Source organism: Vibrio alfacsensis, from assembly GCF_019670485.1.
Classification (GTDB): Bacteria; Pseudomonadota; Gammaproteobacteria; order Enterobacterales; family Vibrionaceae; genus Vibrio; species Vibrio alfacsensis.
This window is the reverse complement of the sequence record NZ_AP024166.1, coordinates 1205861-1221777: the sequence shown is the minus strand read 5'-3', so window position 1 is coordinate 1221777 and position 15917 is coordinate 1205861. Positions and strand designations below refer to the sequence as shown.

Sequence of the window (15917 nt, the reverse complement as noted above, 5' to 3'; positions counted from 1 at the left end):
CCTATAGCGTTTTGATGGTTAAATTCGGCGTGTTGTCGCCAGCTTGAAGATAATGAGTGCCGCTGATGACCACATAGTCGCCTTGGTGGAAAGCGCCAGAGACACAAGCTTGATGAGAGTCGATGGATTGCAAGCTCACTGGCTCGGTGTGCACGATAGCGTCACGAACGACATTGACGTGTAGTGTTTTCTTTTCACCTAAAATCGCAGAATAGGGGAAGCAATGACTGGATTGATCTGGCTGAAATGAGGTTGTTACCGTAACGGCTTTGCCATTGAACAGCTCGCTAGAAATCGAATCGATAGTTAGAGTGACAGGGTAAGTTTGTTTGATGAGATGCTTTTTAGGCGCGATTTCAGCGACGTTCGCACGATATGTTTGCTCTGAACCATACCAAGACAGTGCCGCTGTTTGCCCAAGATTAAACTGACGAATCATGTTCTCAGGCACGTCGATATCCACTTCCCACTGACCGTCTTGTTGAAGAGTGGCGACACTAACGCCCGGCAATGTCTGCTCGAATGCGTCGATTCGTACTTCACCAATGCTGCCGGAAAATGGCGCACGCAGCGTAGTGTAAGCCAAGGCATCTTCCGCGCGTTGGATATTCTTCTCTACCACTTTAACCGCAGACAAACTACGCTCATAACCGCTGATGGCTCGATCCAAATTCACACTAGCAATCGCGTCATCATCGGTGGCTTGCTTAACGCGTTTTAGCTCAGCCTTTGCCAGTTTATGTGCCGACTTTGCTTCTAGCATGCGCGCTTGAAGTTCTTCCAAAGAAACTTGGTAATCGTGAGGATCAAGCGTAGCAATGATCTGTCCTTTCTCGACATGATCGCCTTTCTTCACCAAAACGCGGTCAACGGTGCCTGGAACGCGAAAAGAAAGGGATGCGGTCTCTTTTGCTTGAACAATGCCACTAAACGATTTGTTCAATGCCGTGTTTTCACCCGTGACTTCAACAACTTGAATTGGGCGAGGGGACTCTGGTTCGGTGAACGTGGTTTGGCTTTGATTACAGCCAAACAGTGCCAATGTCGCGGCACCTAATGCAGTAGTTTTGAATAGACGATTCATACGATGGCTCCATGATTTTGGTGCCATCATACAATTGCACAGTGTTCAGATAATCACTCGTGCTTGTGACTCACTGTCTCAAAAAATGAGACAATGTTTTAAACTCAAACGAGCTTTGGGATTTCCCTGATCAAATGGTCAATAAGTAAACGACTCGCCTGACTCAATGTTTTGGGTTGAGGGTAAAGCAACCACCCCGATTCTTCAGTGACTGAATACTGTGACAATAGTTGTACCAAACTACCCGATTCCAATTCACGCTTTACGAGTAGCTTGGGCATAAAGGTGATACCGCGATCTAAAATGGTCGCGTTCTTAATAAAGCCAATGTTATTGGAGATAAGCTTGGGGCTGAGTTGCACGCTTTGTTCTTGGAAGTGCCATACGTTATCCACATCGCCATTGGGCCAGCGAAAACAGACACACTGATGGGCGTTGAGTTGTTCGAGAGTCTCTGGCGTACCGTGGGCTTGCAGGTAACTTGGAGAGGCGACTAAACAACGATCGAGGGTTAACAACCTGCGCGCTACGATATCTGAATCGAATAAAGCGCCACCATGAAACGCGATGTCCAAACCTTGTTGGAACATGTCACTAAAGCCGTTGTTTATGTTACGGATATCTAGTTCAACATGAGGGTATTGATCGTGAAAATCGAACAGTATCGGACGCACTAACTCATCGGTTTCTGGTAATAAACCAAGCTTGATTCGCCCACGTACTTCGTTGGTATCATTGCTGACTTGTTCATTGGCGGTATCAAGCATAGTGAGTGCTTTTTTTAGGTTCTCGTAGTACATTTCGCCGCTATTAGTGAGTGATAAACTGCGCGTTGTGCGGTGGAACAGTTGCGCTCCTAGAGAGTGTTCTAACTCTCCAATTCGTCGACTCACATTTGCGCGAGGTAAATCTAATGCGTTTGCTGCTGCGGTAAAACTACCAAGTTCTACCACTTTCATAAACAGTTTGAGATCGTCGATTTTCACTCTGGTGCCCCATGCTTATTGAACACTGTACTAAACCGTGACACTCTAAAGCATCACACCGTTATGCACAAAACATAACGTCACTTTTGATAACAGACACTTTTCAAGAAAGATAAGTAGGGAATGAATGTGCTGAGAGTTATCCAACGTCGTCGAGTCAAAAAGGTTATTAAGTTACTTTCTGCAAGGCTAATAAGAGGATATGGAAGCCGTGAATTTTTCTCTGTCGGGCAAGTGCAAAGTAGTACAAGTGGGCTGAGCAAGCGTCAGCAACAAATTGCCTTGGCACTTTATGCCAACCCTCAGGATCTGAACTTAGAAAAACATACTCAACTTGACTCTCTGCGCGCTGATGTCTCGAATGACTTCTTTGGTGGCAATGAGTACACCGCACAAGATGTGCTAAATCTATTAGGTTCTGGTGGTTGGAAAGGCGGACGAATGGATGATGATATGTCGCATCGACTTGGTATGAATAGTCGATATTAGCGGTACTTTAATTATGAAAGTTATAAACAAGCAAAAAGCGAGGTCTTTGATGGCCTCGCTTTTTCGTTAGGTTTCTTTACGCTATTTTTCCAGACGCTTGACTAAGCAGAAGTGCTTTTTACCGCGTTGCAATAACCAGTATTGGTCGAACAGTGGGAAGTTCAAACTCGGATTTTCGGCATCAACTTTTTCACCGTTTACGCTAATGGCATTGTTGCCAATCAGTTCGCGGGCAATGCGTTTTGAGTTTGCCAAGTTTGATTCAATCAGCAGTTCAACCAAATCTTGCTCAGCACTTTGCATGCTTGGCAAGCCATCGAGCTCTAACTGTTTTAGTTCGCTCAAACTGAGTTGCTGCACATTGCCACTAAATACTGCTTGAGTGATTCGCTCTGCACTTGCTAAGCCCTCGTCACCGTGTACAAAACGCGTCATTTGCTCTGCTAGGATACGCTGTGCTTGCGGTTTGCCTTTGCTCTCTTTGTCTTGTGCCTCAATGGTTGAGATCTCATCACAGCTCAAGAACGTGTAGTAGCGTAGAAAGTGGTAAACATCCGCATCTTCTGCTGATAACCAGAATTGGTAGAACGCATAAGGCGAAGTTTTTGTTGGGTCAAGCCACACTGCACCGCCTTCCGTTTTACCAAATTTGGTGCCGTCGGATTTCGTGATCAAAGGCAGTGTTAGACCAAATACTTGCTCACCGTTTTGGCGGCGAGTGAGATCAATACCACTGACGATGTTGCCCCATTGGTCGTTACCACCGATTTGCAAACGACAGCCGTATTGGCGGTTCAGTTCAGCAAAGTCGTAAGATTGAAGTAATGCGTAACTGAACTCGGTAAACGAGATGCCTTGGTCTGGGCGTTGCAAGCGTTGCTTTACTGATTCACGGCTGATCATGGTATTCACAGAGAAATGCTTACCTACGTCACGGAAGAAGTCGATCACGTTAATCTGTTTCACCCAATCTGCGTTGTTCACCATGATCATTGGCTTGCTGACTTGGTTATTCATCAGATGTTGGATTTGATTGGAAAGGTCTTGCACCCAACCTGTGACAACGTCTTCTGAGTTTAAGCTGCGCTCCGTCGCTTTAAAGCTTGGATCACCAATCATGCCGGTTGCGCCGCCAATCAAAGCGATGGCTTGGTGCCCTGCATCTTGAAAGCGTTTTAGCATAATAAGTGGTACAAGGTGACCAATATGCAGGCTGCCAGCCGTTGGATCGAAGCCACAGTAAAGCGTTTGTGGCTCGGATAGCAGTTGTTGAACTTGTTCTAAATCACTCGCTTGAGCAATTAGACCGCGAGCTTGTAAATCTTCAATCAGTGTCATCGCTTTATCTTCAATGTCATTTCAATGCATTTAGAGTAAGGGCCGATGCACAATCTAGATATATCCCTAAAGGGATGGTTTGTTATCTTGATTGTGTGATGAGGTGATTGAGAAACAGTTGGAAAAGTTCACTCAGTGATGCGACTTTTAATTGAGCGTAGATCCGTTTTCGGTGGTTTTTGACGGTGCCTTCCGTGACTTTGAGCTTTATTGCTATCTCTTTACTATCAAAACCTTGGGTGATTAAAGAGGCAATTTCTTGTTCTCGTTTGGTCAATATGGTTTGACCGAATGAGGCCAATGCTTTCTCAATGGCGTCACGCATTTGCCCGGAGTGCAAGGTTGGGTTGAAGACCGGCTCAGAAAGTGTGAATTCGGTTTGCTTCCAGTGTTGTTGGCACAAGGACTGAATGATGGAAAAATAAGACGTTAGCTTTGCAATTTGCGGTTTGGTGAAGCGTTTGTCGTCTTGCATAAAGCCGAAATAGAGCATGACCCAACGTGTAGGTTCTATTTCAATGAGTATGCTCAGTTCGTCTTTCCAACCCGTTTGATTATAAAACTGTTCGCAATAGGCTTGGTAGTCGAGATCTTTGCTTGCAACGTTTTTACCTACCATGTCTTTAAGCGTGAAGATACCTTGCTCTTTGTTTGCGTTAAGTTTTTGATAAAACGGGTCATTTTGGAATGACGTGGTCAGATAACGCTGGAACAAAAGTTCACGTTCATTCTCAAGCGAATCATAAAGATAGATGGGGTGCTTGCCCTCGCGATAGCCAAGGATCACCGCGCAATCAAAACTCAATAATGAACTAATTACACGCATCAGTTTGGGCGTGAAACTTGGAGAGTTTAGTGCAGAAATTGTTTCTGCAAGTTGTGTATTGAATGCGTCGTTTGGCATGTTGATTAGACAGTTTGATATGAATAGAAACAAGCATAACGCAATAGGGTGTTATCCCAAAGTCATCAGCGAAACCCTGACTCTTAACCGTGAGGGGTTAACTCTTTTCCATCAGTGTGATTGCGCCAATATAACAGCTAGATAGGCACTCACCACAACCATTGCAGTTCTCATTTAGGGCAGGTGTAGCGTCATCGGGCAGCGTTAGAGCTTGCTTAGGACAATCATCGACACACTCTTGGCAGTTACCAAACAGACGAGCGTTGCAGCTCTGGCTGAATGTTGGTCGCCAACCGGTATCTGTCGTATTGAGTATGTTTAGAGCTTGCGTTGGGCAAACTGTAATACACTGATGGCAGAAGTTACAGTGGTTGAGGCTGAGATCCATGCAAGGCCCATTAGCTTGCATGCTTAATACACTTTGCGGGCAAGCAGTGACGCAGTCACCACATTGAGTACATAAGCGATTAAACAACTCTTCCTCAACAGCACCGAGAGGTCGAGAAGCGTTAATGACCGCCACTGGTTCTTCAATAGACTGGGTCACGCCTCTTGAGACAGCACGAAAGAAGCCACGACGACTGCTGTTCATTTCATTAAGCTCAATCGCTAATTCGATACTGTCTGGTTTCATTACTCTGCCTCTTGCCAGTAGTTACGGCGCGCAACGATTTGCAATTGATGCTCTTCGCAGTAGAAGTTAAGCCAAGCAAGGACAAAAGCGGCAAGTTGGCGATAGAACTCGGTTTCAGCGTGTTGCTGCATGCTTTCAAGCATGATTGGGGCGAATGGCATTAAATGTTGGCTGATAAGTTGCTTGGCTTGCTCGACGTTGTCTTGCTCAAGCAGTAATGAAACCAACATCAGCATTAAGCCAATATGATCTTCCGGTTCACGCAGTCCGGTATCGCATTCCATTCCAAGTTGGCGCGTAAATTCACGATATTCAATCGTAGAAGATCCGAATAGAGCATTTTCTCTGTCTAAATAAACCGAGCCCCAAGGTGGGCATGGCATATCTCCGCTGCCTTGCAGTAAATTGAAGTAGTCGGCTTCGAGAATATCACTTTCGATGCTTTGCGCCAGAGTCGAGAGGTTTGTTAACAATTCGTCATCTTGTGTCGCAAATGCACTTAAGATCTGTTGACCACTTTCAGAATTTGGAGAGTAGTAGCATAGGCCGCCCAATAGGCGAAACAGCGTAATTTCGTATTGCATAAGTAAAACTGCGTTATGTTTTTGCCGAGCATACCCGCTTCAAGGGTTGAAATAAATGCGTTTGGTCAAAAATTAAATGCAATAGTGCACACTCAATAATGCGAACTATTTCGATTAATTATTTTAAATTATGTTAACTAGTTCAAAAATATGAACGAGATCTCATTTATGAAATTTGATAGGTGAGTTCTTGAGTAGCACGGAAAAAACATTGATTAAGCGCAATATTAACCTTACTCCTAAAGGGGTAAAAGGAGGGCTGCAAAGACCACAGAGTCTTTTCTCACAACCATTGAGAAGTTGTCCTATGAAAAAAACACTGAAAGCATTAATGACCGGTGGCTTTACGAGACGAGATTTTATCAAGTCTTCAAGTGCCGTCGGTGGACTGGCTGCCACTGCCAGCGCAATTTCACTCCCTTTTAAGTCAAGCCCTGTTGCTGCTGCCACTAATGAAGCGATTGAAGAAAAAGTAGTGTGGAGTGCGTGTACCGTAAACTGCGGTAGCCGTTGTCCGCTGCGCATGCATGTTGTTGATGGTGAGATCAAATGGGTCGAAACTGATAACACCGGCGATGACGTATACGGTAATCACCAAGTGCGCGCTTGTTTGCGTGGTCGCTCTATGCGCCGTCGCGTTTACAACCCAGATCGTTTGAAGTACCCAATGAAGCGCGTAGGTAAGCGTGGTGAAGGTAAATTCAAGCGCATTACTTGGGAAGAAGCGTACGATGAAATCGCGAACAATATGAAGCGAATCATCAAAGATCATGGTAACGAAGCGATTTACCTAAACTACGGTACAGGTACGCTAGGCGGTACAGTAACCAAATCTTGGCCTCCAGGCAGTTCATTGATCGCCCGTATGATGAACCTAAGTGGCGGTTACCTAAATCACTACGGTGACTACTCAACGGCACAAATTACAGTAGGCCTGGATTACACCTACGGTGGTGGTTGGGCTTACGGTAACTCATTCTCTGATTTAGAGAACACTAAGCTTATCGTTCAGTTTGGTAATAACCCAGCAGAAACGCGTATGTCGGGTGGTGGTCTTATTCACCATTTGATGGAGTCTAAAGAGCGTTCAAAAGCTCGCATGATCATGATTGACCCACGTTACACCGATACTGCGGGTGGTCGTGAAGATGAGTGGATTCCAATTCGTCCGGGTACCGATGCGGCATTTATTGCGGCGATGGCTTACGTGATGATCACGGAAGACTTAGTCGATCAGCCTTTCCTAGATAAATACTGTGTTGGTTACGATGAGAAAACGCTACCAGCGTCAGCACCAGCGAAAAGCGATTACAAGTCGTACATCTTAGGTGAAGGTCCTGATGGTACTGCTAAGACACCGGAGTGGGCGGCGAAAATCACAGGTATCCCAGTTGATACAATCATTAAGACTGCACGTGAAATTGGTTCAACCAAGCCTTGTGCGGTACTTCAAGGTTGGGGCCTACAGCGTACTGCTAACGGCGAAATCGCGGCACGTGCGATCGCTATGCTCGCACTACTGACCGGTAACGTAGGTATCAACGGTGGTGGTACCGGTGCTCGTGAATCGGATTACAACATCCCATTTGTGCGTTTCCCAACGCTTAAGAACCCAGTGAAAGCGTCGATTCCAATGTTCCTTTGGACAGACGCTATCGTTCGCGGTCCTGAAATGACGGCAACTCGCGATGGTATTCGTGGCGTCGAACAATTAAGCGTACCAATCAAGATGATTTGGAACTACGCAGGCAACTGCATCATCAACCAGCACTCAGATATCAACAAGACGCATGAGATCCTGCAAGATGATAAAGCGTGTGAGTTGATTGTGGTGATTGATAACCATATGACGTCATCGGCGAAATACGCTGACATTGTACTGCCTGACTTAACCACATCAGAGCAAGCTGACTTCTGTATGGATACGAAAGCTGCGAACATGCCTTACTTTATCTTTGCTGATAAAGCGATTGAGCCTCAGTTTGAAGCGAAAGGTATCTACGAGATCTGTTCTGAGATTTCAAAACGCATGGGTGTCGGCGAGCAGTTTACCGAAGGTCGTGACCAAGAAGGTTGGCTACGTCATCTTTACGCGTTAACTCGTGAGCAAGACCCAACACTGCCTGATTTTGAAACCATGCGTAAGCTTGGCATCTACAAACGTCGCGATCCAAATGGTCACTTTGTTGCTTACAAAGCGTTCCGTGAAGATCCAGAAAATAACCCATTGGGTACACCATCAGGCAAGATTGAGATCTATTCAGAGCGTCTAGCGAACATCGCGTCGACTTGGGAATTACAAGAAGACGAAGTGATCCACCCACTGCCAATCTATGTATCGACTTTTGATGGTTGGGACTCGAAGAAGCGTGATCAATTCCCGCTGCAGTTGACAGGTTTCCACTACAAGGCACGTTGTCACTCAACCTACGGTAACGTTGACATCATCAAGGAAGCGGCGCGCCAAGAAATGTGGATCAATCCACTAGATGCGCAGCAGCGTGGCATCGAAAACGGCGATTTGATCCGTATCTTCAATGACCGTGGTGAAGTGCATATTCCAGCGAAAGTGACACCACGTATGATGCCAGGCGTGGTAGCGCTAGGCGAGGGTGCATGGTACGCACCAGATAAGAACAAAGTGGATAAAGGCGGCTGTATTAACGTGTTGACGACTCATCGTCCAAGTCCGCTGGCTAAGGGTAACCCTCAGCATACCAACTTAGTAGAAGTTCAACTGGTGAAGAAGGCATAAGGTTAAACCATGAAACAATACGGCTTTTATATTGATTCAAGTAAGTGCACCGGTTGTAAAACGTGTCAGCTTTCTTGCAAAGACAACAAAGACCTAGATGTGGGTCGTAACTACCGTCGTGTTTACGAATACGCAGGCGGTAATTGGGTAGAAGACAACGGCACGTGGCGTCAAGACGTGTTTGCCTACTACGTATCAATGGCTTGTAACCACTGTAGCAACCCTGCGTGTACCAAGGTATGCCCAAGCGGTGCGATGCATAAGCGTGAAGATGGCTTTGTAGTCGTGGATACTGATAAGTGTATCGGTTGTCAGTACTGTTCTATGGCGTGTCCTTACGGCGCACCTCAGTACAACAAAGAAAAAGGTCACATGACGAAGTGTGACGGCTGTTATGAACGCGTGGCTGAAGGTCTTAACCCTGTGTGTGTGGACTCTTGTCCACTGCGTGCGCTGGAGTTTGGTCCTATCGATGAGTTACGTGTGAAATATGGCACAAATGCCGAGGTTGCGCCGCTGCCACCTGCATCATTGACGCTACCAAATATTGTTATCAAACCGAACCGCCATGCGCGCCCTTGTGGAGACACCACGGGCTACTTGGCTAATCCGAAGGAGGTCTAATATGGCATGGCATGAATGGCCGCTTATCGTTTTTACGGTATTGGCACAAACGTCAGTAGGTGCGTTCTTGGTCTTAGCGACAATGCTTTTGACTAAGCAGCTTTCATCGGGTGCTGAAGAACGTCTGCACAAAGTGATGTTCGGTCTTTGGGCGGTGATGGGGCTGGGTTTCCTTGCTTCAATCATGCACCTAGGTAGTCCACTGCGCGCAATGAATGCACTGAATATGGTTGGCAGTTCTTGGCTATCGAATGAGATTGCGTCAGGCAGCGTATTCTTTGCTCTAGGTGGGCTGTTTTGGCTACTATCTGTGTTGGATAAAGGCAGTGAAGCGATTCGTAAAGCGCTAATGATTGGTGCAATGGTGGTTGGCATTGTGTTTATGTACGCAATGGCGATGGTATACATGATTGATACCGTACCAACTTGGTATACGTCACTAACACCAGCAGCATTTGTGGTAACCATGCTAGTTAGCGGTACCGCACTGGCCCAGTTACTGTTATCTCTTGCGAACCATGACAACGCAGCAGCGGATAAAGTGCTACCAGTGATGGGCTTAGTCGGTTTGTTTGCGGTTGCTATCGTAGTGATGCAATTGACTGCTCACCTAGGCTCTATTGAAACCAGCGTGACGGCTGCACTGTCTGTTGTTCCTGATTTCAGTTCGCTACAGACAACACGCTTAGTGCTATTGTCTGCGGGTATTGCTTTGTGGCTAATGCCAGTCATTCGACGCACGCCAGTAACAGCGGCACCGATGGCAATCGCGTTTGCATTGATCGTTGTATCTGAACTGATTGGTCGTGGCGTGTTTTACGGCATGCACATGACAGCCGGCATGTAGAAATGTGTTGTTGAGCGATCAAAGAGCTTAGCGACTGAATTTGTTTCGATTGTAAATTGTTTAGCGAGCAAATTGCTTCACTAACCAATATTTTTGCAATCAAGGCTAATATGATATCAAGCCCCGCTACAGTGAGTGGGGCTTTTTCATATAGGCTATTGTCGTGTCGTTATTTGAGCGACATTACTGTGAATTGGTCAGCTCTTTGTTGACCCAGTATTTTGAGCCAGAGACGTTTGCATCAACCAATAAACCAGTGGTGTTGAGTTGATACACTGCCACGCCGCTGTTGAACTGTGCGCTCATCTCTTCACCGTCTTCACCCGCAACGAAAGAGGCTTCACTTGAGGCTTCCCACCCCTCTTCGACAAAGGTGTTGAAGTCTTTTTCCTGTTCAAACAATACGACTTGCTGATAGAACTTACCCCCTACGCCAAGTGCGACGCCCGCACCGAACATGTTCATGTAAGTGTGTTTGTCTGTCGACTTGTTGACCGCGACGCCGGAGCCTGAGTTGGTATGAAACATTAAAGAGAGCTTGCGTGAATCAAACACCGCATAACCATAAGCGTTGTCGTAAAGATCCTTGGCTTCAGGCTTTTCGTTGAATAGCTTGAGGAGAGTACTGTCTGCCATCAAATCAATGGCTTGTCGCGCTTCTTCTGGGGTATCACCTTCCATCAGTTCATCAATTTTCTTGTCTGCCGTGTCTATCCATTCTTTGCTGGTTTCGATGCTAGCATCGGTCCATTCACCTGCGGTATTAATCGCTTCTTCAGACCAATTGGTGAAATCTTGCCAAGCTTGTTTTGAGAATTCCTTGGTGCTATCCCAAGTTTCTTTGGCGGTTTCAGAGACGGCGTCTCCTAGATCTGAAAGGCTGTTTGAAATATCGTCCCAATCGGCATAAGCAGGAGAGGCGAGTAAAGTTAAAGTAGTGATGAGAGCAAGAGGCTTTTTCATTGGTCCATTCTTTTATGAAATCATATTGTTTTATTCTAGGTGAAAATTTAGGCAGGGAGAATTGATGCCCTTGTTGGGCTGGGATGACTGTCACGAACCCATGTAGATATAACCTGATTGAGAAACAAAAAGCCCTCAAATTCCAAAACTTGAGGGCTAATTTCGTGAGAGTTATATTCTTGGGACAATATGGTGACTAGGGTAGCGTCGTCTACTTACTCACTTTACCTAGCTTTAACCAAGTATCGATAACCGTGTCTGGGTTAAGTGAAACGGAGCTGATGCCTTGTTCCATTAGCCATTCTGCAAGGTCATCGTGATCGGATGGACCTTGACCACAGATACCAACGTATTTGCCCGCTTTGGTGGCAGCATCAATCGCCATTTTCAGCATGGCTTTCACCGCTGGGTTGCGCTCGTCGAATAGGTGAGCGACATCACCGGAATCGCGGTCAAGACCAAGAGTTAGCTGAGTCATGTCGTTTGAGCCAATCGAGAAGCCATCGAAGTACTTCAAGAATTCTTCTGCAAGTACTGCGTTGGACGGCAGTTCACACATCATGATCACTTTCAGGCCCTGATCGCCACGGCGCAGATCAAATTTCGCAAGCAAGTCGATAACGGATGCCGCTTCGCTTGGAGTGCGCACGAATGGGATCATGATTTCAACGTTCTTCAGCCCCATCTCATTACGAACGCGTTTGATCGCTTGGGTTTCTAGTTCAAAACAGTCTTCAAACACTGGAGAAATGTAACGAGAAGCCCCACGGAAGCCCAGCATTGGGTTCTCTTCATGTGGCTCATAACCTTGACCGCCAACCAAGTTACTGTATTCGTTCGATTTAAAATCAGACATACGTACGATCACACGCTTTGGCCAGAATGCAGACGCAATGGTTGCGATGCCTTCTGTTAGCTTGCTGACGTAAAAATCAATCGGGTTTTTGTAACCACGGATGCGCTCAGTGATTTCTGCTTTTAGTTCGTCGCTTTGTGCATCGAAGTTCAGCAGAGCTTTCGGGTGAATACCTATCATCTTGTTAATGATAAATTCAAGGCGCGCTAAGCCGACGCCTTCGTTTGGAATCTGAGCAAAGTCGAATGCACGATCTGGGTTACCTACGTTCATCATTACTTTAGTTGGCAGCAACGGCAGCTCATCAACAGCAGAGCGTTTGATCTCAAAGTCTAGATCGCCTTGGTAAACATAGCCCGTTTCCCCTTCAGCACAAGACACAGTCACCGTCTCTCCATCAGTTAACTTGCTGGTGGCGTCACCACAACCAACGATAGCTGGAATACCAAGTTCACGTGCGATGATCGCGGCGTGGCAAGTGCGGCCACCGCGGTTGGTAACGATGGCAGAGGCTTTCTTCATCACAGGTTCCCAATCTGGGTCAGTCATATCTGTGACGAGCACATCGCCATTTTGCACCAGTGACATTTGGTCTAGCGAATCAACCAAGCGAACAGGACCTTTTCCAATGCGTTGGCCAATAGCGCGCCCCTCAACCAATACCTCTGCTTTATTGTTGAGTTCATAACGTTCAATCACGCTTTGTTCAGTTTGAGAGCACACGGTTTCTGGGCGGGCTTGCACTATGTATAGTTTGCCATCGATACCATCTTTCGCCCACTCAATATCCATCGGACGTTGATAGTGCTTTTCGATGATCATCGCTTGCTTTGCTAGCTCGTTGATCTCATCGTCGTTTAAAGAAAAAGTATTGCGTTCTTCCGCCGACGTATCGATGATCTCAACTTGTTTACCAATTTCTTGACTGTTGGCGTAGATCATTTTGATCTGTTTCGATCCAAAAGTTTTCTTTACGATAGGGTGCTGACCCGCTTCAAGCATTGGCTTGTGAACATAAAACTCATCTGGGTTTACTGCGCCTTGCACCACCATTTCACCCAAGCCCCAAGAAGAGGTGATGAACACAACTTGATCGAAGCCAGATTCGGTATCTAGGGTGAACATGACGCCGGAAGAGGCTTTGTCTGAGCGCACCATACGCTGAATACCCGCTGATAACGAAATACCACGGTGATTAAAGCCTTGGTGAACACGGTAAGAAATAGCGCGATCGTTGAACAGCGATGCGTATACATGCTTGGTTGCTTCTAAAACAGCATTAATGCCTTTTACGTTTAGGAATGTCTCTTGCTGACCGGCAAAAGAGGCATCAGGGAGATCCTCTGCCGTTGCTGAGGAGCGAACCGCAACCGAAATCTCCGGGTGATTGTCTGTGAGTTCTTGATAGTTCTCGCGAATTTCTTGTTCTAATTCCGCAGGGAAAGGGGCGTCTAATACCCATTGACGGATGGTAGCACCAGTCTTGCGCAGGGCTTCAACATCTTCAACATTCAGTTCATCGAGTAGTTGGTGGATCCGTTCATCCAAACCATCATGATCAAGGAATTGGTTAAACGCGAACGAGGTAGTCGCAAAACCGTTGGGAACAGAAACACCGACATTAGCTAGGTTAGAAACCATTTCGCCAAGTGACGCGTTTTTACCGCCGACTTTGTCGACATCATCCATGGATAGACCATTGAACCAGAGGGTGTTCTTTTGCATGTTTTTTCTCCAGAAACATTGCAGCTTTTGTAGGGGGACTTAAAGGCAATCGTTTACGCTCGGATTGAAAAAAAAGCGAAATAAATTTCAACCTTGTGGTGAACATAACTGAAAGCCAAACTTATTTGTTAGTATTATGTTGCTAATCCTAATCAAATGATTTTGAAAATCTAAACAGAAATGCAAATTAATAACCAAAGTCGTGATGTGTTCTATGTTTCTGACGGTACGGCGATCACATGCGAAACATTAGGGCACGTTGTTTTAGGGCAATTTCCATTCATCCCTAATGAAAAAGCCTTTCCTTTTGTCGAAACGCCAGACAAAGTGGCCGACGTTGTCAAAGAAATTGAAACTTCCTACCAGCGTAACGGTGTCAAACCACTCGTGTTTTTTTCCATCGTTCTGCCCGATGTTCGTGAGTTACTGCTTAAAGCCCCCGCATTTTCTTATGATGTATTGGCAAGCATCGTACAGAGAGTTAAAGACGATACTCAAATGGAGCCCCAACCCAAACTGCAACGCTCACGTAGCGTTGGGAAAGATTCTGATACCTACTTTGATCGTATTGCTGCAATTGAATATACCTTGGCTCACGATGATGGGATTACTCTAAAAGGATTAGAAGAGGCCGATATTATTTTGCTTGGGGTGTCACGCAGCGGGAAGACGCCTACTAGTTTGTACATGGCAATGCAGTTTGGTTTACGTGTGGTGAACTACCCATTTATTGCTGAAGACATTAGCTTAATGCGCTTACTACCTGAGTTTGAAATCCACCGTCATAAGTTGTTTGGTTTGACGATTAACCCAGAGCGTTTAACGGAAATACGAGAGAACCGTTTATCGGGCAGTGAATATGCAAGTACTGAGCAATGCAAATTAGAGCTTGATACGGTAGAAGCGTTGTTTAGAAGAGAGGCGATTCCTTATATCAATACATCATCTTTATCGGTAGAAGAAATTACCACTCGCATTATGGAAAAAGCCGGTATGAAGCGCCGTTTGTTTTAGAGTCTTGGATAGTTTGCGTCTACGTTATTGTTTAGCGGGGTATAGCGGAGCAGAGCAGAGTATCGAAAAGCCAAGGTGCCACATTTTGATTTGTTCAAATGAGGCACCTTGATGTATCGGCCAAGCTAATAAGCAGTCGTCACTTGGATTAGAGTGTTGCTTTGAACTGTTCTAGCAGGTCTTTTTGTTTGTCAGTGAGGTTTGTCGGGGTATCAACATGCAGCGTGACGATAAGATCTCCAGTGACACCTTTACGGTTTTTCACGCCTTTGCCCGTCATTTTAAATTTACGACCACTTTGAGAACCGGCGGGGACTTTGAGTTTGTAGCGGCTATCTAAAACTTGGACTTCTACCTCTCCACCTAGTGCAGCATTGGCAATGTCAATATGAGCGGTGTACAGCAGGTTGTCTTGCTCCCGTTTTAGAAAAGCATGAGCACGAGTATTGATCACCAATAGTAGGTCACCATTTGGACCGCCATTGATACCAGGGGCTCCTTTGTTCGAGAAACGGATTTTTTCACCGTCTCGAATGCCTGGTGGGATCTTCACATTGATTTTTTTCTGTTCGCCATTGACTGGTAGCTCAACGACTTTCTCTGCACCTTGAATGGCATCGACAAAATCAACGGTTAAGGTGAATTCATGATCTTGGCCTTTGCTTGGCTGAGATCGCCCACCTCTGGCTTGAGAGAAAATATCATCAAACCCACCAAAGCCACCACTTGAGCTTCTTCCAAAACCACCAAACCCTTGACGGCCAAACGCGCCACCAAAGATATCTTCAAATCCACCAGACTGATAATGCCCACGACCATCGTGGTGACCATTGCCACTCGCCCCTTGAAAAGCAGCATGGCCAAATCGATCATATTGCTGACGTTTTTCGTCATCAGTTAAGATTTCGTAGGCTTCTTTTATCTCTTTGAATTTTTCTTCTGCAGTTTTATCTCCCGGATTTCTATCGGGATGGTATTTCATTGCGAGTTTTTTATAGGCTTTCTTGATGTCTTTGGTTGACGTATCTTTAGGAATACCCAAAACCTCGTAGTAATCTCGTTTGGACATATTCACCGCTTATTTTTATTTTGTTTTAATCGAAAAGAGGGCGTA

The 15917-nt window shown here is 45.8% G+C and carries 14 protein-coding genes; 5 read left to right on the top strand and 9 right to left on the bottom strand.

Translation table 11 applies throughout. The features are described from left to right. Nucleotide 1: 1 nt before the first annotated feature. Both VA249_RS20025 and VA249_RS20020 read right to left on the bottom strand, forming a co-directional pair. Nucleotides 2-1084 (bottom strand): efflux RND transporter periplasmic adaptor subunit, encoded by a 1083-nt coding sequence (locus VA249_RS20025; RefSeq protein ID WP_221070629.1) that lies wholly within the window; start codon nt 1082-1084, stop codon nt 2-4. Nucleotides 1085-1188: 104 nt separating this feature from the next. Next, nucleotides 1189-2070 (bottom strand): LysR family transcriptional regulator, encoded by an 882-nt coding sequence (locus VA249_RS20020; protein ID WP_221070627.1) that lies wholly within the window; start codon nt 2068-2070, stop codon nt 1189-1191. Between the two features lie 129 nt (nt 2071-2199). On the opposite strand from VA249_RS20020, the gene VA249_RS20015 reads away from it, so the two are divergent. After that, nucleotides 2200-2559, top strand: coding sequence for a DUF6559 family protein (locus tag VA249_RS20015; RefSeq protein ID WP_221072257.1), 360 nt, complete (start codon nt 2200-2202; stop codon nt 2557-2559). Between the two features lie 81 nt (nt 2560-2640). Here VA249_RS20015 and tyrS read toward each other — a convergent pair whose 3' ends face one another. From tyrS to VA249_RS19995, 4 genes are all read right to left on the bottom strand, one after another. Continuing rightward, nucleotides 2641-3897, bottom strand: coding sequence for a tyrosine--tRNA ligase (gene tyrS, locus VA249_RS20010; protein WP_221070626.1), 1257 nt, complete (start codon nt 3895-3897; stop codon nt 2641-2643). Nucleotides 3898-3979: 82 nt separating this feature from the next. Further along, nucleotides 3980-4801 carry a response regulator transcription factor gene (locus VA249_RS20005; RefSeq protein WP_221070624.1) on the bottom strand — a complete coding sequence of 274 codons (822 nt, stop codon included), beginning with the start codon at nt 4799-4801 and terminating at the stop codon, nt 3980-3982. Nucleotides 4802-4898: 97 nt separating this feature from the next. Further along, on the bottom strand, nt 4899-5435 hold the full coding sequence (locus VA249_RS20000) for a 4Fe-4S binding protein (RefSeq protein ID WP_221070622.1): 537 nt from the start codon (nt 5433-5435) through the stop codon (nt 4899-4901). After that, complete coding sequence (locus tag VA249_RS19995) at nt 5435-6019, bottom strand: molecular chaperone TorD family protein (RefSeq protein ID WP_221070619.1); 585 nt, start codon at nt 6017-6019, stop codon at nt 5435-5437. Before VA249_RS19995 ends, VA249_RS20000 begins: the two co-directional genes overlap by 1 nt. Nucleotides 6020-6326: 307 nt before the next feature. Between VA249_RS19995 and VA249_RS19990 the strand changes: the two genes are divergently transcribed. From VA249_RS19990 to VA249_RS19980, 3 genes are read left to right on the top strand one after another with little or no spacing between them, the layout of a single operon-like run. Beyond that, nucleotides 6327-8774, top strand: a complete 2448-nt coding sequence (locus VA249_RS19990) for a DmsA/YnfE/YnfF family dimethyl sulfoxide reductase (RefSeq protein WP_221070617.1) — start codon at nt 6327-6329, stop codon at nt 8772-8774. Between the two features lie 9 nt (nt 8775-8783). After that, entirely contained in the window at nt 8784-9398 is a 615-nt protein-coding gene (locus VA249_RS19985; RefSeq protein ID WP_128813297.1) for a DMSO/selenate family reductase complex B subunit, read from the top strand. Nucleotide 9399: 1 nt separating this feature from the next. Beyond that, nucleotides 9400-10245, top strand: a complete 846-nt coding sequence (locus VA249_RS19980) for a DmsC/YnfH family molybdoenzyme membrane anchor subunit (RefSeq protein ID WP_221070614.1) — start codon at nt 9400-9402, stop codon at nt 10243-10245. A gap of 183 nt (nt 10246-10428) precedes the next feature. Here VA249_RS19980 and VA249_RS19975 read toward each other — a convergent pair whose 3' ends face one another. Together VA249_RS19975 and ppsA are read right to left on the bottom strand one after the other, a co-directional pair. Then, nucleotides 10429-11208 carry a lipid-binding SYLF domain-containing protein gene (locus VA249_RS19975; RefSeq protein WP_221070613.1) on the bottom strand — a complete coding sequence of 260 codons (780 nt, stop codon included), beginning with the start codon at nt 11206-11208 and terminating at the stop codon, nt 10429-10431. Nucleotides 11209-11419: 211 nt separating this feature from the next. Beyond that, nucleotides 11420-13789 carry a phosphoenolpyruvate synthase gene (gene ppsA, locus VA249_RS19970; protein WP_221070612.1) on the bottom strand — a complete coding sequence of 790 codons (2370 nt, stop codon included), beginning with the start codon at nt 13787-13789 and terminating at the stop codon, nt 11420-11422. Nucleotides 13790-13969: 180 nt separating this feature from the next. Between ppsA and ppsR the strand changes: the two genes are divergently transcribed. Then, nucleotides 13970-14803, top strand: coding sequence for a posphoenolpyruvate synthetase regulatory kinase/phosphorylase PpsR (gene ppsR / locus VA249_RS19965; RefSeq protein ID WP_128813293.1), 834 nt, complete (start codon nt 13970-13972; stop codon nt 14801-14803). Between the two features lie 148 nt (nt 14804-14951). Here ppsR and VA249_RS19960 read toward each other — a convergent pair whose 3' ends face one another. Further along, nucleotides 14952-15872: a DnaJ C-terminal domain-containing protein gene (locus tag VA249_RS19960; protein ID WP_221070610.1), complete on the bottom strand. Its 921-nt coding sequence runs from the start codon at nt 15870-15872 to the stop codon at nt 14952-14954. Nucleotides 15873-15917: the final 45 nt, after the last annotated feature.